Source organism: Spirosoma aureum, from assembly GCF_011604685.1.
Taxonomy (GTDB): Bacteria; Bacteroidota; Bacteroidia; order Cytophagales; family Spirosomataceae; genus Spirosoma; species Spirosoma aureum.
In genome coordinates this window covers 1,297,709-1,317,928 of record NZ_CP050063.1, presented here as the reverse complement: position 1 = coordinate 1,317,928, position 20,220 = coordinate 1,297,709, and the positions used below count along the sequence as shown (strand labels likewise).

Below are 20,220 nucleotides of genomic sequence, written 5' to 3'. Positions count from 1 at the left end.
TACGTCTCTACAAAAATGACTATTCCATGCAAGCCTTCATCGACGAACTAAACCAGCGCACAGCCCAGACCCAACTGGGTGGCGGCCAGAAAAAAATTGACGATCAGCACCGTAAAGGCAAACTAACCGCCCGTGAACGCATCGCTTATCTGATCGATGATGATCGTCCTTTTGTTGAAATTGGGCTGTTCACGGGCGAAGGTATGTATACAGAACACGGTGGCTGTCCATCGGGCGGTGTCGTAGTCGGTATTGGTTATGTTTCCGGACGGCAGTGTGTCATCGTGGCAAATGATGCCACTGTAAAAGCAGGGGCCTGGTTTCCGATTACGGCCAAAAAGAACCTCAGGGCACAGGAAATCGCGATGGAGAACCATCTGCCGATTATTTACCTTGTCGATAGCGCTGGCGTATACCTCCCCTTGCAGGATGAAGTCTTCGCTGATAAAGAACATTTCGGCCGTACATTCCGCAACAATGCGCACCTCTCGGCCATGGGCATTCTACAGGTAGCTGCCATAATGGGTAGCTGTGTAGCTGGTGGAGCGTACCTGCCCATTATGTCTGACGAAGCGCTTATTGTGGAAGGGACCGGCTCCATTTTTCTGGCTGGCCCGTATCTAGTGAAAGCCTCTATTGGGGAAGATGTAGATGCCGAAACCCTTGGTGGGGCAACAACTCATACTGACATCTCTGGCGTAGTCGATAACAAATACCCCGATGACAAAAGCTGTCTGGATGCGATCAAGCGAATCTTCGATAAAATTGGCCATCACGAAACTGCTGGTTTTGATCGTATAGCGCCAGTCCCGCCCACCAAAAATCCGGATAATATTTATGAGATTCTGCCCATCGATCGTGTAAAACCCTACGATATGCAGGAAATTGTGGATAGACTTGTGGATAACTCGGCCTTCGACGCGTATAAACCGGGTTATGGTCAGTCACTGATTTGCGGCTATGCCCGAATCGATGGGTGGGCCGTTGGCATTGTCGCCAATCAACGCAAGGTTGTGAAGGCCAAAGGTCGGACCGGACAGCCAACCGAAATGCAGATGGGCGGTGTCATTTATGGCGATGCGGCCGACAAAGCCGCCCGATTTATTATGAACTGTAACCAGAAACGGATTCCACTTGTGTTTTTGCAGGACGTGTCGGGCTTTATGGTTGGTAGCCGGGCCGAACAGGGTGGCATTATTAAAGATGGTGCCAAGATGGTTAGCGCAATGGCCAATTCAGTCGTCCCTAAATTTACGGTTGTTATAGGTAACTCCTATGGCGCGGGCAATTATGCCATGTGCGGAAAGGCGTATGACCCCCGCCTGATGCTGGCCTGGCCAACGGCCCAGATGGCCGTCATGAGTGGGGCTTCTGCGGCAAAAACACTCCTCCAGATTCAGGTAGCAGCTCAAAAAGCCAAAGGACAACCCATGACGCCTGAGGACGAACAGGCGCAATTGAAAAAAATTACGGATCAGTATAACGCACAGCTCTCGCCGTATTACGCAGCGGCCCGACTCTGGGTCGACGCAGTCATCGATCCTCTTCAAACCCGGCAAATCCTGTCGGAAGGAATTGCAGCCGCCAATCACGCACCGATTACGAAGGCATTTTCAGTAGGCGTGATTCAGACATAGTTTTTGGGTATTCCCTGAAAATCGACAAACCGAATACGAAAAACGCTACTTTGCAGCTCGGGCCGATTTCACCTCTTCGGCGGTTATCGCACTGGCTTTATTGCCGAAATTACTGCGAACATAGGTGAGCACATCGGCAATCTGATCGTCGGTTAAAAAGTCATGCGCAGGCATAGCATTATCGTAGGCATCGCCTTCAACTTCCTGCCCCTGTAGACCTTTCAGTATCACATTGATGAGCCGGGTTTTATCGCCATTAACCCAATCCGTTCCACGAAGCGGAGGATTCAGGTTAGGAACTCCCGACCCATTGGCCTGATGGCAGGTCAGACAGTTTTGTTCGTAAATAAGTTGTCCCGGTAATTTGGCAGGTGCAGCCGCAGGTTTAGGTGATGCCTTAGCCGCTGGCTTTTTAGTTTGCGCAACGGCAATAGTGGTCGACAGACAAACAAGAAAAATTAGTAGTTTCATAGAGTCAGGTTGTTAAAATATTCCGGATTAGGGCGTTCGGCAACTAACGACGACAAGGAGAGATCATGTATCAGCGATTGAACACCTAAACTGGTATTATTTCCGCCATTTCAGCGTATTCAACAAATGGACGATGTCCTTGCGAATGTACTGAATAACGGGTTGTAGTGAATCGTTTTCGGTGGCGGTATTGAAGTATAGCGCACCCCGCAGAAAATTGGTCGTCGAGTCGGTTGTCACAAATTGAACCTGGCTCGGCACCTCCCCCGACAGATCAATGATGCTGGCCTCTAAACCCGACTTCATCCGAATTTTCTTCTCTTCAATGGCGTATGCCTTAATGTTATGCCGGGCTGCCAGTTTATACGCATCTTCCAGCATGGCACGCAACCGATTGATGTCGTTTCGAACGGGCTTATAGGTCAGTTGAACGCTGGCATGATAAGCCGGATAATTAATAAAAATCCAGTGAGGCTCCGAACGGGCAAACGTGTCGGGCAGAATTCGGGCAATTTTATTGTACTCGAACTGATAGGGATGCGTTGGCTCAAGGAGTTGATAACTCGGTTCGGGCAGATCGAAACGCGGATAGCCCTTGGGCTTAGGCGTGTAATTATCGGATGAATTACTACCGCAGGCAGCAGTAAACAAACCCGTGAGCAGAATAAGAACGTATTTTACCACAGTTTTTGTCATGCCGCCGAAGGAAGCATCTCCGGTAGCTGGACTGTATGAGTACGGGAAGATGCTTCCTTCGGCACCGGGCTGGTGTTCCAGCATGACAACAACAACGAAAAAGCCCGGCGATTTGGTGCAGGGCTTTTTAACTATGTACAAAAACGCTCGATCAGGCGTTTACATCTTCTAATTCTTCCTGTCGCACCGGCTGCCCCAGCAGTGTAGCGAAGCGGTTGATGTTGAACGTTGGTTCAAACCAGACTTCCCCCATAACCGGATGCTTAACCGGCACTTCAGGGTTCTGAATCTCATTCAGCAATACGCCCGTATCACCGGTTGTATGGCGCTTAACCTGCCGGATCGTATACAGCTGATCGCGCTTGGGTGTCTGAATACCAAACTCAGCGTAGAACGCCAGTACAGGCGCGGGGAAATTATCGTTTGTGCAAATGACTTCCATCTGGACGGCGATTTATTGGATTTTACTGATTAACATGATTTTGCCAAAAAATGTCTTAGCTAAGCAAAATAACAACTATTTTTTTCGTCTAACCCTGTAAATCAGGCAAATCGAACGAATACGACCCGCATCAGCTGCTCGATCCGGTTAGTCTTCAAACAAATTTCCCAATTGGCCTAATACGGAACCGCCTTCTTTGTGAGCCTGTCCACCATTAGGTGCTAATCGCTGAACGAGTTTAGAAATTGGCATCGACTGAATCCAGACCTTACCCGTTCCGCGAAGCGTTGCCAGGAATAGCCCTTCCCCACCGAAAATCATGCTTTTCAGCCCACCCGACCGCTGAATATCAAAATTAATACTGGGTTCAAATCCGACGACACAACCAGTATCGACCCGAAGCGTTTCATTGTTCAGCGTCCGTTCGATAACTACGCCCCCTGCATGGATAAACACCATACCGTCGCCCTGAAGTTTTTCCAGAATAAATCCTTCCCCGCCAAAAAAACCGGCTCCTAACCGCTGGTTAAACTGAATGCTCAATTTCGTACCCAGTGCCGCACACAGGAAGGCATCTTTCTGAACAATAAGCGTATTGCCGAAAATATTAGCCAGGTTAACCGGCATTACTGTACCCGGATAAGGAGCCGCAAAAGCCGCCTTACGTTTGCCTACACCCCGGTTGGTGAAGTGCGTCATGAACAGCGATTCGCCCGTAATCATGCGCGTACCAGCCTGAAGCAGTTTGCCCATAAAGCCCTGATTCGGCTGGGAACCATCGCCCATTTTGGTCTCAAACTCAATGCCGTCTTCCATAAACAGCATGGAGCCCGCTTCGGCAATAACGGTTTCGTTAGGGTCCAGTTCAATTTCTACAATCTGGATGTCTTCACCAATGATTTTGTAGTCGATCTCGTGAGAGTACATACTGAGAGCGGTTATGGTTGTCGTATAGTCACCGATTGCCGGTGCAGTTATTTATGGACGAAAACTACGGAAAGACGGTCATTTTACAGTCGTTTATTCGTATAAACGGCACAAAAAATGCCCGACCGGGCGTTTTTGCGGGTCGGGCCGTTAGCGTTGATTGATATCGTCGGGCAGATCGTTATCGGTCTCATCGAAGAGTCGTTCATCGTCCGGATCATCATCTGTTTCGTCCGGCTCCGGCTCACCTTTGAGATTAAGATCCGTTCGATGGCGCAGTTTCTTATCGTCAACCGTCTTATTCAGAAACTGGTTGATTTTGTCGATATCAAAACTCGTTGTGATTTCACCAAACGAGTTAATCTGAATATCGAAGCCTTCGAGTTCTTTATGAACGCGTGGCTTATCGTTTTCGTCAGGGTTCGTTTTCTTCTTTGCCATGAGTGTTCTATCGAGATACAAACCTATAAGGTCTTTGAGGCCTTATAGGTTTTAAAAATCATTAACTAACAGTGGTCTTCAGCGTGTTCAATGCCTGTTCCAGCCGCTTAATCGTTTCGTCTTTACCAATGATTTCCATGGTAAGCATCAGGTCAGGACCGGCGCCAGAGCCTGTAAGAGCTAAACGCATTGCCTGCATAATTTTACCTTGTTTGATACCAGCCTGCTGCATCGCATCGCCCAGTGTGTGTTTGATGTTATCGGCAATGAACTCACCGTCGAAGGTCTGCAACGCATCGCGGAAGGCTGTTACAGCCCGGATTGCATCGTCGTTCCATTTGGCAGCGGCAATCGCTTCATCATAGCTCGTTGGCGCATTGAAAATCGTTCCGGCTTCAGTAAAGATTTCGTGGGCAAAATTGACACGTCCTTTCAGTAACGCGACAATCTTTTTGGCTTTCTCCAGCGAGCAGCTAAACCCGGCCGTTTCGGCCTGTTGCTTAACAGTTGGAGCCAGTTCTGCATCTGGCCGTTGCCGAACATACTGGTGATTGAACCATTGTGCTTTCTGGATATCGAAACGCGCACCGGCTTTGTGAACCTGCCCAATATCGAAACTCGCAATCAGCTCATCCATCGTAAAGAGTTCCTGTTCGGTGCCCGGATTCCAGCCCAGCAAGGCCAGGAAGTTGACCGTCGCTTCGGGCAGATAACCCTCTTCGCGGAATCCTTTAGCAACCTGACCCGAAAAAGGGTCGGTCCACTGCAACGGAAAGATGGGAAAACCGCCTAAATCGGCATCGCGCTTACTAAGTTTGCCATTGCCTTCGGGCTTAAGCAGCAACGGCAGGTGGGCAAACTGCGGCATGGTATCCTCCCAGCCCAAATACCGATACAAGAGCACATGCAACGGAGCCGATGGCAACCATTCTTCACCCCGGATTACATGCGTAATACCCATCAGGTGATCGTCTACAATGTTGGCCAGGTGATAGGTCGGCAAACCGTCCGATTTTAGCAGAACTTTATCATCGATAGCCGACGAATGCACATTGACCCAACCCCGAATAAGGTCATTCAGTCGGACCTCCTCTTTGCGTGGCGTTTTTAGCCGAATAACATACGGATCGCCCGCACCTATACGTGCCTGAACCTCATCGAACTTCATAGTCAGTGAGTTCCGCATCTGCATCCGGGTAATAGCGTTGTATTGAGCGGCTGGCGCATTGGCTTCCTCAAGCCGTTTGCGCATCGCATCGAGTTCATCAGCCGTATCAAAGGCATAGTAGGCTTTCCCTTCGTCAACTAATCGCTGAGCTTCTTTCTGGTAAATGTCTCTACGCTCCGACTGGCGGTAAGGCGCATGAGGCCCGCCCGTTCCCTGCCCTTCGTCGATCTCGATACCAACCCAGCGAAGGGCTTCCAGAATATAGTCTTCGGCACCCGGCACAAAGCGATTCTGATCGGTATCTTCGATACGAAGGAGCATTTTGCCGCCCATTTTCCGGGCGAACAGGTAATTATAAAGCGCAGTACGCACCCCGCCAATATGCAGCGGGCCGGTAGGACTGGGTGCGAAACGAACGCGAACAGTGTTTTGCATGGGAGTAATAATTAGTAAATGAGTGAATGGGTGAATGAGTAAATGAGTGAATAGCTTAGGCGCACCACATACGCTAACCAGGCTATTCACTCATTCACTCATTTACTCAGTCGCCCATTCACTCATTGCACAGCTATTACTGAAATTTCAACATTTACATCTTTTGGCAAACGAGCCACTTCAACGGTTTCGCGGGCGGGTGGTTCGCTGGTAAAGAACCGGCCATATACTTCATTGATAGCCGCGAAATTGTTCATGTCTTTGACAAAAATACTAGACTTGACAACGTTAACATAGTCCATTCCAGCAGCTCTCAGAATGGCTCCGATGTTTTCCATTACTTTCTGCGTTTCAGCCTGGATGTCGCCAAGTGGAGCTAATTCAATGGCTACCTGCCCAGAAACGAATAGCATATCCTTCACCTTTACGGCCTGACTATAAGGCCCGATCGGCGCGGGAGCCTGTTCCGTATAAACAATTTGTTTGCTCATGGTTTTATTAGTGTTTAGTGACTGGTGATTAGTGGTTGGCTGGCATTTACGCCAGACGACTAATCTCCAATCACTAATTTCGTTCGCAAGTTACCACCAAACCCTCGTATGGCCGAGAATCACCTTATTATCTTCGTTAAAAACCCCATTGCCGGTCAGGTCAAAACGCGCATTGCCCGAACCGTTGGCGATGAACGGGCCGTACAAGTATATCGGCACCTGCTTCGGCATACTCAGAACATTACGCAGGGGTTACCGTATCATAAAGTTGTATACTACGGCGATTTCATAAACCCGAGCGACGGTTGGGATCGTTACGAGAAACGACTTCAGACTGGTGATGACCTGGGCCAACGTATGCTGAACGCTTTCCGAGAACAGATTAGCGAGGGTTCTTCCGGCGACCGAATTGTCATTATTGGCAGCGATTGCCTCGATATTACTTCAGATCATATCCAACTGGCTTTCGACGCGCTGAACGTAGCCGACGTTGTGATTGGCCCGGCGACCGATGGTGGTTATTATTTATTGGGTATGAAGCAATTGTTTCCTTTTTTGTTCGAAAATATGCCCTGGAGCCAGCCTGAACTTCGGCAACTGACCGAATTAGCTATTTTGCAAAACAGTCTGACCTTCGAGTTATTAGCCGAATTAACAGATATTGACGAGTGGGGAGATTATGAACGTGCCATCAAATGACGACCTGGAAAGATTTTTTAGTTAGTGCCTCAACCGACGCTGAAGCTCAGTTCGACCGCCTTAAAAACCGTCTTTTCAGCCGACTCGACGCAAAAAAACCGTATAAAATTGTTTATTACCGTGGCTTTGGCAGTCCAACGGCCGTTTGGATCACTGGACGTGTTTTGCGAGAACGCGATCTAAGCACCCCCAGCGACAATGATACATTCTGGCAAAATTTGCTGGCTACGTACCAACGGTTCGAAAGCGACGAAGTGCCGGGCGTAACGGTACGTGTGGACGCATTTGGCAAATCGAATACGGCCGTAACGGATAAAGAAGGTTATTTTGAAATGACGATTAACCCACCAGACAATCTGCCGCCTGGTCGTGCCTGGTTTCCCGTTCGGTATTCGCTGGATGCTATTGTGCAACCAACTGGCGAACCGGTGATTAAAGATGGCTACCTGATGATTTCGCCCCTTTACAGCCAGTTTGGGATCATTTCTGATATCGATGATACGGTGCTCGTAACGGGAGCAACCAGTCTTCTGCAAACGGCCCGGCTTACGTTTCTTGGGAACGCTTACACACGCCTGCCCTTTGCGGGAGTAGCCGCGTTTTATCGGGCATTACAGAGCGGGCCTGTCACGACATTGTTTAATCCGATCTATTTTGTATCGAGCAGCCCGTGGAATTTATATGATCTCCTTATCGACTTCTTCCGGATTCAGGGCATTCCCAAAGGTCCGATTTTGCTGCGCGACCTGAGTTTTAGCCCAGCTATACTTTCGTCGCAATCCCATCACACCCACAAACTGGCCATGATCAGAAAAGTGCTGGATGTGAATCCGCAATTGCCGTTTGTACTGATCGGTGATAGTGGCCAGCAGGACCCCGAAATTTATACGCAGGTAGTTCGCGAGAATCCCGGCCGAATACGGGCAATCTACATTCGCGATGTTTCGGAAGACCGGCGCGACGAAGACGTTCGTGAACTTATCCGGACGGCAGAAGCATTCGATGTACCGATGCTACTGGTTCCCGATACGGTTGAAGCCGCTGAACATGCGGCTTCGCTGGGATTGATCGACCCGGATACCATTCCAGAAATCCGGGCCGACAGGCGTGCTGATAAGGAATAACCAGGAATTAAGCGTGAAACGTGTCGAATAAATTATTCACGCTTTTCACGCTTAATTCGTCACTTACATCATGCTACACCCCGACCACCATATTTTTCATCTTCTCCATTGACGTCTTAGCGACCGTCATGGCCTCCTGCGCGTAGTAGTTTTTATTGAACACTTCCAGCGAAAGGATGATCGATTTGTTAGGATCTTTAATTCGTTTCAGGGTCTCTTTAATCGGCGCAACACCATCGCCGGGGTATACCCGATCGGCATCGGTAATGACCTGACGAGTCATGTTGGCAGGATAATCATTGACGTGAAAGACCTCAATGGCTGGCTTACCAATTAGGGGAAGGCTATCGAGACTGGAACCACCTTTAAAAATATGGTAAATGTCAAGCAAAAGCCGGGCCGACGGATGGCCCGTTTCAAGAGCCACATACATGACTTCACTTACGCGGCTAAGGTTTTTCGAGAAGCCCCACATTTCCAGTTGTGGAACGACACCTGTTTTGTCGCCTAGTTCGAGGATAGCCCGATAGCGTTCAGCGGCTTTTTTCAGGTCAATGATGGGTGCTTCGGCCGTTTGGGCACCGATCGACGGCGTTGCTACCCGCTTGCAGCCAATCTGAGCCAGCAGTTCCATTTCACTCTTCATCTGGTCGAGACCTTTGGCGCGGGCAGCATCGTCATCAATAATCCAGGGCGCAAATCCAATCGCGTTTTCGACCCGAATCCCCAGATCGGACAACACTTTACGGGCATCGGCCACGGTTCCACCCGATTTAATATATTGCTGCAACGACTCAATCCAGATTTCAACATGCTGAAAGCCTGCTTTTGATGCAGTTTCCAACTCTTTGACAAAGCCAAGCTTATGCCCACGAAGGGTGCTCATATTCAGGCAGAGTGTGAAAGGTGGAGGAGTGGCCGCAGGTACAGCCGATGTAAGTTCAGACTGCGAGGATGCCAAAGCAGGTGAAAAGGACGCGCCAGCAGCAGCGGTCAACGTTGCCATTAGTTGGCGACGAGTCACGGATTGGGACATAAACGTTGGAAATCGTGCAGGTTATTTTTAGATGTCATGGTAAACCGCAACTCAGTTTACCATGACATCTAAACCAGAAAAGTGCCCGAACCTACTGTTTACAGAAGCGGTTCGTTTACCTGCGTATCAAAGACGCCCGTTAGAACACGACCATTTCGTTTCACCTGCACCCAGATCCGATAATGTCCGGCACGCGGGAAAGCGTAGGGAAACTCAACCATGTTGTTGGTTTTCATCGCATGGCTCATGGCCGGCATGGCTGTCATCAACAACGTATTCTTTTCGGCCTCGGGCAGCGAATTTAATTTGGTAACGTAGGTATCGATACTATCCCGGAACTTAGCCGCATCAGGGTAATGAAATGTACGGGCAGTATCTGCAATACGACCTACCAGTGAGCCTTCGGCTGCCATTGAATAGGTCCCGACCGGATGCAGATGGATATAAACGGTTCCATCCGAGCGCAGGATAGCCGCATGGCCACCCATTCCCAGATACGGTTCTAATGGGGCCGCTTTCCCCTGTGCATCAGCGACTGCAAATTTCAGATTATACAATTTTCCAGCTTCCAGATCCGGCGACGCTTTGTCCATCCAGAGCATACTGGAACCATCCTCCAGTTTCATGCTGGCACCAGGTTTGCCACACACAACCATATCGTTATCCAGATGCGGCATGTTCACAGCATTGGCTTTTACGCCCATCGGTTCCGTTACGAGCCAGCTGTCATCACGATCCGTCGGTTTGGCATTTGCAGCAACTTCGGGGCTAATTTTTAACGAAGGTATTTCTACCGTATCGGTCAGAGTTTCGGCAAAACCACTGCGATACACGACATCCGCATAAAGCAGGTATTTACCCCCCGGCAAAGGCGGGAGTGCCACGTTATAGTGTAATGTATCCTGCCGAATCGGATGTAAGTGCGCGAACGCATCCAGCCCCGGCATTCTGACTAAAAAGGCGTGCATGAGCTTCCCATGATCAGGAAGGATATAACTCAGTGTCCGCCGACGCCCGTTTTTTTTAAAATCGGTTGTATCAATCTGAATCGTCAGCTGACGCTGGCCATTTGCCACGTTCACGGATGCATGAATTGGCAAAGGCTGATATAGTTGTTGTGTTCGGTATTGTTCCGATGTGCTGTTCCACCACGACCGCCATCCGGCCAAAATCAGCACTAACACAACTAAGCCAATGCTCATTCCGAGCAGTCGCCGTCGCCGAAGTGCTGCACCAATTGACTGATCAGGAGCCACAATTCCGTCGGCATTACTGGCTCCAATAATTGTAATCAGCATGACAACCAGCAACAAACCCATAGCGGCCAGTCCCCAGCCCGTTCCGGCGGGCATATCACGCAGAGCGGTGGCCAGTGCCATCACGGGCACAACAACTTGTTGCTTTCCGTCGGGTCCATCGATGCTTAGTTCAACGCTCGACGAGCCCGATGCCATTAACCACAGGTCAGCTTCATATCGGTTGTCGCCTACTGGTGTCAGCACATCGTGGGTTGGCGCACCTTTATCGCCCGAACGGAAATAAATTGGCCGTGCACCAATACTACTGACGCGCCCCTGTTCAACAAATACCGTAACCTTAGCCGTTCCGGGCACCACATCGGGTGGATTGACCTGAATCAATAACTGATATTTACCGGCCTGTTTTTGCACAATCACGCCCGAACTACCCACATGAGCCGTTGCCGTCAGTGAATAAGTCAATGAGTTGATGAGTGCACACAGAAACACAAACCACTTTAATTGATAGTAAACTCTACTTGTATCCTTAGTCATACCCATTTCTGTTTGAATGCATCTCATCTCGCTACCCGTTTCATCCAGTTCCCCCAAAGTAGACCAACACGGGCCGACAGCGTGGCATATAGTAAAGCCTTACCGAAACTAATCCAGAAATCAGTAGCCGACTCGATGTTCCAGGGGGCAAAAGCATAACGGTATTCCCAATCAGGGGGACTATCGTATGACCAGGAATTAGACAGAAAAAAGCCGTTGTGGGCAAAAGGTGAGGTGAGCAAAAAATCGCCAAATGGCCACTGAACGGCCAGTAGTACGACCATAAATACTACAGCATATAAAAGAGCCAGCACCCAATCATTCAGTTTTCGTTTTCCATTGGCGGGTAGCTCAACCCGGTGCATCAACCAGTCGAGAGCCAGCGCCGGGATAATTAAGACCACCGGAAACAGAAACGGCTGATAATGGGTGATCGGGTTGAGAACGGGACCAAGCCGTGGGGTAGCCGGAAAGTAGGGCAGAATCCAGCTTGGTACTAGCATACCAATCATGTAGATACCTGTAATAGCCGTAATTGGCCAGCGAAGCATGGAACCGCGCCCTACGGCCAGCAGGTAAAATGGGAAGATGATGGCAGCAGTAATATAGTAGCTGGAATGGTGCGATTCGCGCATTCCCATTGACTCGGAAAGCAACGTATATAGCATCATCAGCAGCAACCCTGCTGAAATTGCGAACAACCATTTCAGCAGCAAAAGCCGCCGATTACCGCCAGTAATCTCACTTACGGTTTGGTTTCGATATTGATTCTGTAAAGCCAATACACCAACCATTGCCCCAAACTGCACAGTCATGATCCCAATGGCCAGAATTGTATGGGGTGGGGTTAGTATCTGAACATCAAGCCCATACGTATTATGCCACCAGTCGTCAAATGGTGCTGATGTCAACATAGCCAATGCACCCCAAACGCAGAACATGGCCCCCAATGGTCCATAGAAAACGCCCCAGAAAGGAACTGCCTGAGCCCGGCCCGGATGATTTTTAGTGAATGTTAATTTCAGGATCTGGTAGGCTGAAAACAGGCCGGAGACCACCGCTCCTACGTAAATTACAACATGTGGTGGCGCAAACAAACCATCGCGGCCAATACTCATGTGCCACATAATGTCCCACAACAGGCCCATCATTACACAGAACGACGAGAAAACAACAGCATAAATGTAGTTGGACGTCCAATTAGTAGGTAAGCGGCCTAAGCGCTCATTCGGGTGCATAAACGGGAAGTTATGTGTTTGGATACGGATGCAGAAAAATACAAAAGGTTGTCATTTATACCTACAAATAGTCCTAATGAAGTGATGTTATCATTAACCTACGGCTCTTATAAATCAAGCAAATACATTTATATACTCATCTTTAAGAGTTAGGTAATCTAAAAATTATTATACCGATCGATAATTTTCGACTGACCAAACGGGATACCGATTCGTTTATTTATAGCGTTATTTGCACAAAAGTTACGTCTTTCTGTTTCATCGTTATGCTTCGTTTTGATTCACCGGTACGCTCTTCGGCACTCGCAGCTAAAGCACTTCTTGTGGGTATTTGCCTGTTCATGAGCGCATGCGTGCCCGATTTTCTGCTATCAAATCCGGATTGGGTTGTTATTGAAGAAGGTGAGCATGAGCCAATGCCCAAACGTAAGGTAGGTTTGCTAGTCAGTCCGGGTCAGATAACGGCTGAAGTTACCTTCGATAGTAGCTGTATTTACGATATTGGGGCTGTTGATGCCGACGACTGGAACAAAGTTATTGGTTTAGGGTTCGTTGGCTCAAAAGATCAGTCGCTCGATGGTGTACCACCCCATCAGGTCGATGGTGCACGGGTAGGCTGGCGATGGAATCCCAAAACCAGCCGTATCGATCTGGGTGCTTATGTGTATGTGGAAGGCAAACGAATTGATTTTAAAATAGCCGAAACCGCCATCAACCAACCCACCCGGATGACCATAAAGATTGATTACGACCGGAAGGTTTATCAGATTCTCGGTGGTACGCCCATTCCGTTTACGCACGATAAATCATTTGCCTACAGCACCGGCCTTTATTTCGGTGGTAACCAGCCCGCACCACACCGAATTCGGGTAAAGATTGTGGATTAGTGGCTTTTCCCAGAAATAGCAGGCCAGCATATCAAGTGAAATGCGCCCGTATCGATAGGCCTTTTCTGCATGACTATTTCTCCCTTTGACCTGATCTTACTGCTGGGTGCCCTTCAAGGATTTATTCTGGCAACGCTCCTGTGGGTTAACCGAAAGGGTCGTCAATTATCGAATCGACTGCTGGCGACACTCATTGCTTCACTATCGCTGATGAGCTTTGCGGTGGGTGTACCCGTTTCCAGTCGATGGTTGAGCCTGGCCATAGAGATCCTCCCCTTCTTTCTGGCCATGCCCATCGGGCCACTTATCTATTTCTATACAAAATCGGTTCTTGACCCCGCTTTTCGATTGAGCAAATCGGAACGACGGCATTTTTACTCAGTTATTCTGGATCTGGGGGCGCCACTGATGGGTTGGGTATTTATTGGCGGTCTACTCCTGGGTTTCTTTCCTCAAAAAGAAGGACCGACCTGGGGGTATGTCATGGACGAATACAATACCTATGTCGATATTCCACGCTGGATTTCGGTCACCATCTACTTATTTCTGACCAAACGCCTGCTGAATCGCCAATCATCGCCTTCGCAGGATTCAGATACCGTCCAGCAGCGTTTACGCTGGCTTCGTCAGTTCATCAACGCCTTTCTGCTCTTTCAGTCAATCTGGCTATTGTTCATGATCCCGTATATCGTACCGGGCTGGCGAGGCCCGTTGCTTGATCAGTTAGGCTGGTATCCGGTTTATGTTCCCATCGCTATCCTGATTTATTGGCTGGGGCTGAAAGGTTACCTGAACACCCGGTCGGAGGCCATCAGTAAACTCCCCCCGAAATCAGTCAGTTCGTCCGATTTACCGGGTGAAACAATTAGTCAGGTAATCGGTCTGCTGTCGACAGCCATGCACACAGAGCGTCTTTTTTTAGATCCCGAGTTGACCGTCGAAAAATTGGGTCAGCATACCCGATTACACCCCAAGATCATATCGGCTGTACTGAACCAACACGTAGGAAAAAATTTCAACAGCTTTATTAACGAACACCGTGTCAATGAAGTGAAACAGCGGCTAACTGATCCGGCCTACGAATACCTTACACTGACTGGCATTGCGTTCGAGTGCGGTTTTAATTCGCAGGCTACCTTTCAACGAACATTTAAGCAACTTGCGGGTATGTCGCCGGGTGAATACGTCGCCCAACAGAAGAAAGCATCTCTCAAATCGGGATTTGAGTAGATAAGCACGTCGGTTTTAGGCTGTTTTGGTCAAAAAACAACCTACAATGAAGCTCATTTTCGGTTTTCTTATTGTCCTGTGTTCGTTCACACTCAGCGCTCAACCGGGTATTGATACCTTAAAAACCAAGGTTCTACAACCCGTCGATATGCAGGCCGACTTCCGGTATTTGCGCCGACTTCTGGAAGAAACACATCCGGGGTTGTACCGCTATACGTCTAAACCCATCATGCAGGCTAAACTGGACAGTATTGCCGCGACATTGACAAACCCACTCCCTTTCTACGAGTTTTATAAGACCATTGAAGCGCTTATTGCCGACATTCGCTGTGCCCATACGCATTCCCTCCCGACCAAAAACTGGCAAAAACTGTTTGTCAGCCATTGGAAAACACTTCCTTTCTTTCTGTTTCCCGTGCAAAATCATTCCTACGTTCTGTTCAATGGTACAACCGACCAGCGCATCAAACCAGGTTTCGATTTGCTGCGTATCAACGGGCAATCGATGGACAGTATCAGGCAGGTATTTTATCGCCATCACTGGGCTGATGGCTATAATCAAACATCGAAACAGGCAGCCTTTCAAGGCCAGCTTTTCGCCTTGTTTTATTACTGGTTCATTGACCAGCCGGATACGTTTCGGCTAACATTCAGGAGTCTGACGGGCGATTCGATACAGGTCGATGTGCCCGCGCAAACCTTTTCGGGTTCTATGTCAGCCTATAAGAAAAACCCGGTCAACACACAGATGCTGGCCTGGTATGGCAAAAATCAATCGAAACACCCCTGGCGTTTATCGTTTCTGAAGGATACGACCCAAACTGCCTATTTGCGAATCGACAGCTTCGGTGGCAAAGGAGCCAACAGCAGCGAAACGGCAGCAGCCCGGTTCAGAACATTTATGGATGAGAGTCTGGCGAAAATCGAGAAGAAGAAAGCGCGCCATTTGATTATTGACCTCAGGAGCAATCCGGGTGGGTGGGATATTCAGGGCGTAGAACTGTTCACGTATCTGATGAAGTCGGACTCGGCTGTTCGTTATTATGCTCAGCAGCACACCGTTACCGACAGATCCGAGTTTCTGAAATTTTCGGACCTGTCAGCTGATGATCTAAAAAATGTCAAAAATGAACTGATCCCCGAAAAAGACGGTACGTTCACCGTCAAGGAAGACGATAACAGCCGGGAACTGAAACTCCAGTATCCCAAGCCAAATCGATTTAAGGGTCAGGTCTATATGCTGATGAATGGACGCAGCGGCTCAACAACCTCCGAATTTTTGGCCGTAGCGCATGCAAACCGAATCGGCACCTTTGTGGGTGAAGAATCTGGCGGAGCTTATGAAGGCGGTAATGGGGGGAGTTTTGTTCACCTTGAGCTCCCCCATTCCAGGATTTACGTAGGTACGCCCTTGGTCTATTACAATAACGCCGTTGGAAAGCCCACTCAAACCGGACGCGGCACGATGCCGGATTATGACGTTCCGATCAGCATTGATACTATTTTAAATCACACCGATAACCAGCTTGAGTTTATCAAGAAACTCATTCGGGACAGCATGGGAGACCTGTAAGGTTTTGAAAACCTTATAGGTCTGTTCCGAACAGCCTATTTTAAACTCTGCTCTGGTTTTATTCGTTAGGTAATGACCGATTTCCTGTTTTCATATGGCGCATTACCAACTTCTTCACGACTGGGCTGTTTCACCCGCCGAAGCCATTGCGCTTCAACAGCAACTGCGCTCGCAGATTCGCATTGAGCCATTGGCCGAACCGCCCAAAACCATTGCAGGCTGCGACATCTCATTCAATAAATTTGAAGAAACGGTTTATGCCGGAATCGTAGTACTCCGACTCGATACGCTCGAAACAATCGAAGAAACGGGTGTGATCAGCACAGCGCCGTTTCCTTATATTCCAGGCTTGCTTTCGTTTCGCGAGATTCCATCGCTGTTGCAGGCCTGGGCGCGACTAAAAACCGAACCCGATGTGGTCATGTTCGATGGTCACGGTACGGCCCATCCGCGACGGATCGGCATTGCTTCTCATGCCGGACTTTTTCTGAACCGCCCGACGTTTGGTTGTGGTAAATCGGTGCTCGTTGGCAAGTATAACGACCCAGCCCCCGAACGCGGCTCATGGTCACCCATGACGCATTATGGTGATGTAATTGGCGCAGCCCTACGGACAAAAAACAAAGTCAATCCGGTGTATGTCTCGCCAGGTCATTTGATCGATCTCGAAACGGCCATTTCGCTCACACTCAATTGCGACGGTGGCTACCGGATTCCCGAACCTACCCGCAGGGCACACAATCTGGTCAATGCACTTCGGAAGGGCGAACGGCCCGATCTATCAGTCTAATAACTATGTTCCTCCAGTTTCACTTTTCCACGGAATGTCCAGAACATAAACACGGTGTACATGCCAACCAACGGCATACCGATGAAGGCAAACAGCAGCATTGTCCGCAGGGAGCCATCCGATGACGCGGCTTCGTAGATGCTAATGTGGCCTTTAGGATCAATGTTCGACAGTACAAGGTTGGGATAGAGTCCCATTGCAAACAGGATCAGCAGCAACGCCGTCGTGACGGATGACGATACAAAACCACGCCGATATTGCCGCTTTTCGATACTTCGGCGGATATTCAACACAATGAGCACAGCCCCAATCGGCAAGACAAATAATTCCGGATAATCTTTGAAGATGGCGGTCATGTGCGGCACGTAAATCAGCGTTGCCAGTGAGGTCGCCATGAAGCACAGAATAAAAAACTTACTGGTATTGTTGGCAATAATCGTCAACCGGGCAAAGATTCGGTCTTCGGTTTTCATGATCAGATACATAGCCCCGTGCATCATAAACAACGACAGCACCGTGATAGCAACCAGCAAGGCATACGGGTTGAAGAAATCACGCAGACGGCCAACAAATTCGTGGTTGGCATTCAGCGGAATACCCTGAATGAGGTTCCCCAGAATCAGACCCAACAGCATCGAAATGGCAATACTGGACACACAAAAACTTATATCCCAGAGCTTTCGCCACCACTTCATTTTTTCTTTACTCCGAAACTCGATCGAAATTGCCCGGAAAATAATGGCGACTAAAAACAGGATGAAGGGCAGATAAAATACCGACAGAATTGTGCCGTATACGAGCGGGAAAGCTGCAAACAACGAGCCAGCCCCAATCACGAGCCAGACTTCATTTCCGTCCCAAACCGGCCCAATGGCATTGAGCGCAATCCGGCGACTTTCTTCTTTACGGAAAAACAGGTGTAAAGCGCCGGCTCCAAGGTCGAACCCGTCTAAAATGCCGTAGCCACTAATCAGCGCCCCAATCAGCAAAAACCACCACGTAGGAAGATCAATACCAAGAACAGTATCCATAAGTAATGAGTGAATGGCGAATGAGTGAACGAGTGAAAGATCGATCCGTGTCTGGTTCGCTCATTCGCCCGTACACTCATCCACTCTTTAGTTAAATACCGGATTCATGCGCGACGAAGGTTCCTCCTGATCGGAGTCTATCACATCGGGGCCGTGCTGTATTTTCTTGTTCAGCAAGTACAGAAACAGGCCAAACAGCATCACATAAATGAATGTAAATAGAATTAATGAGGCCAGAACATGCTCTGCTTTAACCGCCTGCGACAGTGCATTTGACGTTCTGAGCAGGCCATAGACAACCCACGGTTGCCGACCGACCTCCGCCGTATACCAGCCAACCTGGTTGGCAATCTGCGGCAGCAACACCGAGAACACAAAAACGACCATCAGCCAACGGGTTTCAAACAGTTTTTTTCGGTAAAGCATGAACAAACTGAACAGGGTTAGCCCGATTAGCGTCATGCCGATGGCAATCATCAGGTGGTAGGTTTGAAAAACGAAGTTGACAGCCGTCGGGCGGTCTTCCGGTTTAATGCTATTCAGGCCAGCAATTGGCGCTTTCGAATCCTGATGCACCAAAAACGACAAACCGCCGGGGATTTTAATACCTGTCGTTTTCTGATCTTTGGCATTGACCCAACCCACCAGGTACATATCGGCAGGCGCTAACTTGTCAAAGTGGCCTTCCATGGCAGCGAGTTTCGCTGGCTGGTATTTCGTGACCACTTCTGCCGACTTACTACCGGTGAACAATTGTGCCAGCGATGATACAGCCGCGACCCACAACGCGATCCGAAACGCAGCCTGCGCATGAACGATATACTGTTTTTTAAGAATATACCAGGCACTAACGCTCAGTACCAGAAATGACCCGGCCAGCAAGGCACCGATCAATACATGCGAATACCGCTCAATCGACGAAGGATTAAAAACCATCGCCCAGAAATCGGTTACAATAGCGCGGGCCTGCATGCCTTTCCCTTCAATACGATAACCCGACGGCGTTTGCTGCCATGAGTTCGCGACTACAATCCAGAGGGCCGAAAAAATAGAACCCAGCGCAACGAGTACCGTTGCCATGAAGTGTACCCGTGGGCTCACTTTATTCCAGCCAAACAGCAGAATACCCAGGAAAGCCGACTCCAGCGCAAACGCAAAAATACCCTCGGCTGCCAGCGCCGATCCAAAAATATCACCGACATAGCGCGAGTAGGTGGCCCAGTTCGTGCCAAACTCAAACTCCATAACAATGCCGGTGGCAACGCCAATACCGAAAATGAGTGCAAAAATTTTGACCCAGAAACGGGTCAGTTCTTCGTAAACTTTGTTTTTCGTTTTTAGATACAGTCCTTCCATCACTACAAGGCAAACGCCTAGACCAATGCTAAGGGGCGGGTAGATGTAATGGAATGCGATGGTGAAAGCGAACTGAATCCGGGAGAGTAATTCTACGTTGTCCATAACCAGAACGATAGCGGGGACAGATCGCCGAGGTCGCAGACAAGCAATGCGATAAGGGGCGAACAGGGCGAGAAAACTATCGCCCGAAAGGTACAACCGGATGCTGATACAGCGGATGTTTATCGAGTATATTTTACCAGAAAACTAAGGCATCGTTTATTCTTGCTGCCTATTTATGGCAATATAATGGCTCAACTGGTCGAAAAACCGGCTATTGTCTGAATAAAAACTTCCTTGATTCTTACTGCTTTTTACCAAACTTAAGCGTCGTCTTACCGCCCGTAATGCGGCCATTGTCGTATTGATAAGAAGATTCAACACGCTGGCTTTTTGGCTTTTCAATACCTAATGCAGGGGTCTGGCCAGATGTAGCAGTCGAACTACCTACGTTAAGCTGGCTCTGGAAACGACCATTTTCTTTATATTTCGCCAAACCAGATGAATTTTTCGATTCTTTCGGCTGAACTTTTGCCGAATCGACCTGCTGAGCAAAACTACCATACGAAAGTAGCAGTGCAAAAAAGAGGAAATTCGCCTTCATACGTGTAAAGGTTTATAAGCAATAGATCCAGTAAATTTATGTCTATAAAACCCTATTCACCCGGCAGAAGTTTAAAACTTGCTGTGTACTCCTATTTATCGTAATTGCT

At 48.8% G+C, this 20,220-nt stretch carries 20 protein-coding genes; 7 read left to right on the top strand and 13 right to left on the bottom strand.

Going from position 1 to position 20,220, the window contains the following annotated elements:
• The first annotated feature begins 26 nt into the window (after positions 1–26).
• Positions 27–1,637: an acyl-CoA carboxylase subunit beta gene (locus tag G8759_RS05365; RefSeq protein WP_167205922.1), complete on the top strand. Its 1,611-nt coding sequence runs from the start codon at positions 27–29 to the stop codon at positions 1,635–1,637.
• A gap of 45 nt (positions 1,638–1,682) precedes the next feature.
• On the opposite strand, the gene G8759_RS05360 is transcribed toward G8759_RS05365, so the two are convergent.
• From G8759_RS05360 to G8759_RS05330, 7 genes are all read right to left on the bottom strand, one after another.
• Positions 1,683–2,108: a c-type cytochrome gene (locus tag G8759_RS05360; protein ID WP_167205920.1), complete on the bottom strand. Its 426-nt coding sequence runs from the start codon at positions 2,106–2,108 to the stop codon at positions 1,683–1,685.
• A 96-nt stretch (positions 2,109–2,204) separates the two neighbouring features.
• On the bottom strand, positions 2,205–2,804 hold the full coding sequence (gene gldD, locus G8759_RS05355; protein ID WP_167218721.1) for a gliding motility lipoprotein GldD: 600 nt from the start codon (positions 2,802–2,804) through the stop codon (positions 2,205–2,207).
• 151 nt (positions 2,805–2,955) lie between these two features.
• Positions 2,956–3,246, bottom strand: a complete 291-nt coding sequence (locus G8759_RS05350) for a hypothetical protein (RefSeq protein WP_167205918.1) — start codon at positions 3,244–3,246, stop codon at positions 2,956–2,958.
• A 147-nt stretch (positions 3,247–3,393) separates the two neighbouring features.
• Positions 3,394–4,173: a TIGR00266 family protein gene (locus tag G8759_RS05345; RefSeq protein ID WP_162391002.1), complete on the bottom strand. Its 780-nt coding sequence runs from the start codon at positions 4,171–4,173 to the stop codon at positions 3,394–3,396.
• Positions 4,174–4,323: 150 nt separating this feature from the next.
• Positions 4,324–4,614, bottom strand: coding sequence for a hypothetical protein (locus G8759_RS05340; RefSeq protein WP_167205916.1), 291 nt, complete (start codon positions 4,612–4,614; stop codon positions 4,324–4,326).
• A gap of 61 nt (positions 4,615–4,675) precedes the next feature.
• Positions 4,676–6,217, bottom strand: a complete 1,542-nt coding sequence (gene gltX / locus G8759_RS05335) for a glutamate--tRNA ligase (protein ID WP_167205914.1) — start codon at positions 6,215–6,217, stop codon at positions 4,676–4,678.
• A 122-nt stretch (positions 6,218–6,339) separates the two neighbouring features.
• Positions 6,340–6,708, bottom strand: coding sequence for a Rid family detoxifying hydrolase (locus tag G8759_RS05330; protein ID WP_167205912.1), 369 nt, complete (start codon positions 6,706–6,708; stop codon positions 6,340–6,342).
• Between the two features lie 108 nt (positions 6,709–6,816).
• Between G8759_RS05330 and G8759_RS05325 the strand changes: the two genes are divergently transcribed.
• Both G8759_RS05325 and G8759_RS05320 read left to right on the top strand, forming a co-directional pair.
• Positions 6,817–7,407, top strand: a complete 591-nt coding sequence (locus G8759_RS05325) for a TIGR04282 family arsenosugar biosynthesis glycosyltransferase (RefSeq protein ID WP_167205910.1) — start codon at positions 6,817–6,819, stop codon at positions 7,405–7,407.
• Positions 7,404–8,531 (top strand): App1 family protein, encoded by a 1,128-nt coding sequence (locus tag G8759_RS05320; RefSeq protein WP_167205908.1) that lies wholly within the window; start codon positions 7,404–7,406, stop codon positions 8,529–8,531. The genes G8759_RS05325 and G8759_RS05320 overlap by 4 nt, the downstream gene beginning before the upstream one ends.
• Positions 8,532–8,604: 73 nt before the next feature.
• Here G8759_RS05320 and G8759_RS05315 read toward each other — a convergent pair whose 3' ends face one another.
• The 3 genes from G8759_RS05315 to G8759_RS05305 form a co-directional block, all read right to left on the bottom strand.
• Positions 8,605–9,567 (bottom strand): sugar phosphate isomerase/epimerase family protein, encoded by a 963-nt coding sequence (locus G8759_RS05315; protein WP_167205906.1) that lies wholly within the window; start codon positions 9,565–9,567, stop codon positions 8,605–8,607.
• 98 nt (positions 9,568–9,665) lie between these two features.
• On the bottom strand, positions 9,666–11,360 hold the full coding sequence (locus G8759_RS05310; RefSeq protein WP_167205904.1) for a hypothetical protein: 1,695 nt from the start codon (positions 11,358–11,360) through the stop codon (positions 9,666–9,668).
• Positions 11,361–11,383: 23 nt separating this feature from the next.
• Positions 11,384–12,598, bottom strand: a complete 1,215-nt coding sequence (locus tag G8759_RS05305; RefSeq protein ID WP_167205902.1) for a hypothetical protein — start codon at positions 12,596–12,598, stop codon at positions 11,384–11,386.
• Positions 12,599–12,864: 266 nt separating this feature from the next.
• Between G8759_RS05305 and G8759_RS05300 the strand changes: the two genes are divergently transcribed.
• The 4 genes from G8759_RS05300 (at position 12,865) to nfi (ending at position 17,078) form a co-directional block, all read left to right on the top strand.
• Positions 12,865–13,485 (top strand): hypothetical protein, encoded by a 621-nt coding sequence (locus G8759_RS05300; protein ID WP_167205900.1) that lies wholly within the window; start codon positions 12,865–12,867, stop codon positions 13,483–13,485.
• Positions 13,486–13,554: 69 nt separating this feature from the next.
• Positions 13,555–14,715, top strand: a complete 1,161-nt coding sequence (locus G8759_RS05295; protein ID WP_167205898.1) for a helix-turn-helix domain-containing protein — start codon at positions 13,555–13,557, stop codon at positions 14,713–14,715.
• 46 nt (positions 14,716–14,761) lie between these two features.
• Positions 14,762–16,288, top strand: a complete 1,527-nt coding sequence (locus tag G8759_RS05290; RefSeq protein ID WP_167205896.1) for a S41 family peptidase — start codon at positions 14,762–14,764, stop codon at positions 16,286–16,288.
• Between the two features lie 94 nt (positions 16,289–16,382).
• Positions 16,383–17,078: a deoxyribonuclease V gene (nfi, locus tag G8759_RS05285; RefSeq protein ID WP_167205894.1), complete on the top strand. Its 696-nt coding sequence runs from the start codon at positions 16,383–16,385 to the stop codon at positions 17,076–17,078.
• Here the strand turns inward: nfi and cydB are convergent.
• From cydB to G8759_RS05270, 3 genes are all read right to left on the bottom strand, one after another.
• Positions 17,075–18,109, bottom strand: a complete 1,035-nt coding sequence (cydB, locus tag G8759_RS05280) for a cytochrome d ubiquinol oxidase subunit II (protein WP_167205892.1) — start codon at positions 18,107–18,109, stop codon at positions 17,075–17,077. The two genes, nfi and cydB, sit on opposite strands and share 4 nt — an antisense overlap.
• A gap of 87 nt (positions 18,110–18,196) precedes the next feature.
• Complete coding sequence (locus G8759_RS05275) at positions 18,197–19,570, bottom strand: cytochrome ubiquinol oxidase subunit I (RefSeq protein ID WP_167205890.1); 1,374 nt, start codon at positions 19,568–19,570, stop codon at positions 18,197–18,199.
• Positions 19,571–19,811: 241 nt separating this feature from the next.
• A complete protein-coding gene (locus G8759_RS05270) occupies positions 19,812–20,111 on the bottom strand; it encodes a hypothetical protein (RefSeq protein WP_167205888.1) in 300 nt (99 codons plus the stop codon).
• Positions 20,112–20,220: the final 109 nt, after the last annotated feature.

Excerpts from the sequence above, each read along its gene's own strand:
- G8759_RS05365 (WP_167205922.1), top strand. The coding sequence starts at position 27 with ATGCAAGCCTTCATCGACGAACTAAACCAGCGCACAGCCCAGACCCAA.
- G8759_RS05360 (WP_167205920.1), bottom strand. The coding sequence starts at position 2,108 with ATGAAACTACTAATTTTTCTTGTTTGTCTGTCGACCACTATTGCCGTT.
- gldD (WP_167218721.1), bottom strand. The coding sequence starts at position 2,804 with ATGACAAAAACTGTGGTAAAATACGTTCTTATTCTGCTCACGGGTTTG.
- G8759_RS05350 (WP_167205918.1), bottom strand. The coding sequence starts at position 3,246 with ATGGAAGTCATTTGCACAAACGATAATTTCCCCGCGCCTGTACTGGCG.
- G8759_RS05345 (WP_162391002.1), bottom strand. The coding sequence starts at position 4,173 with ATGTACTCTCACGAGATCGACTACAAAATCATTGGTGAAGACATCCAG.
- G8759_RS05340 (WP_167205916.1), bottom strand. The coding sequence starts at position 4,614 with ATGGCAAAGAAGAAAACGAACCCTGACGAAAACGATAAGCCACGCGTT.
- gltX (WP_167205914.1), bottom strand. The coding sequence starts at position 6,217 with ATGCAAAACACTGTTCGCGTTCGTTTCGCACCCAGTCCTACCGGCCCG.
- G8759_RS05330 (WP_167205912.1), bottom strand. The coding sequence starts at position 6,708 with ATGAGCAAACAAATTGTTTATACGGAACAGGCTCCCGCGCCGATCGGG.
- G8759_RS05325 (WP_167205910.1), top strand. The coding sequence starts at position 6,817 with ATGGCCGAGAATCACCTTATTATCTTCGTTAAAAACCCCATTGCCGGT.
- G8759_RS05320 (WP_167205908.1), top strand. The coding sequence starts at position 7,404 with ATGACGACCTGGAAAGATTTTTTAGTTAGTGCCTCAACCGACGCTGAA.
- G8759_RS05315 (WP_167205906.1), bottom strand. The coding sequence starts at position 9,567 with ATGTCCCAATCCGTGACTCGTCGCCAACTAATGGCAACGTTGACCGCT.
- G8759_RS05310 (WP_167205904.1), bottom strand. The coding sequence starts at position 11,360 with ATGACTAAGGATACAAGTAGAGTTTACTATCAATTAAAGTGGTTTGTG.
- G8759_RS05305 (WP_167205902.1), bottom strand. The coding sequence starts at position 12,598 with ATGCACCCGAATGAGCGCTTAGGCCGCTTACCTACTAATTGGACGTCC.
- G8759_RS05300 (WP_167205900.1), top strand. The coding sequence starts at position 12,865 with ATGCTTCGTTTTGATTCACCGGTACGCTCTTCGGCACTCGCAGCTAAA.
- G8759_RS05295 (WP_167205898.1), top strand. The coding sequence starts at position 13,555 with ATGACTATTTCTCCCTTTGACCTGATCTTACTGCTGGGTGCCCTTCAA.
- G8759_RS05290 (WP_167205896.1), top strand. The coding sequence starts at position 14,762 with ATGAAGCTCATTTTCGGTTTTCTTATTGTCCTGTGTTCGTTCACACTC.
- nfi (WP_167205894.1), top strand. The coding sequence starts at position 16,383 with ATGGCGCATTACCAACTTCTTCACGACTGGGCTGTTTCACCCGCCGAA.
- cydB (WP_167205892.1), bottom strand. The coding sequence starts at position 18,109 with ATGGATACTGTTCTTGGTATTGATCTTCCTACGTGGTGGTTTTTGCTG.
- G8759_RS05275 (WP_167205890.1), bottom strand. The coding sequence starts at position 19,570 with ATGGACAACGTAGAATTACTCTCCCGGATTCAGTTCGCTTTCACCATC.
- G8759_RS05270 (WP_167205888.1), bottom strand. The coding sequence starts at position 20,111 with ATGAAGGCGAATTTCCTCTTTTTTGCACTGCTACTTTCGTATGGTAGT.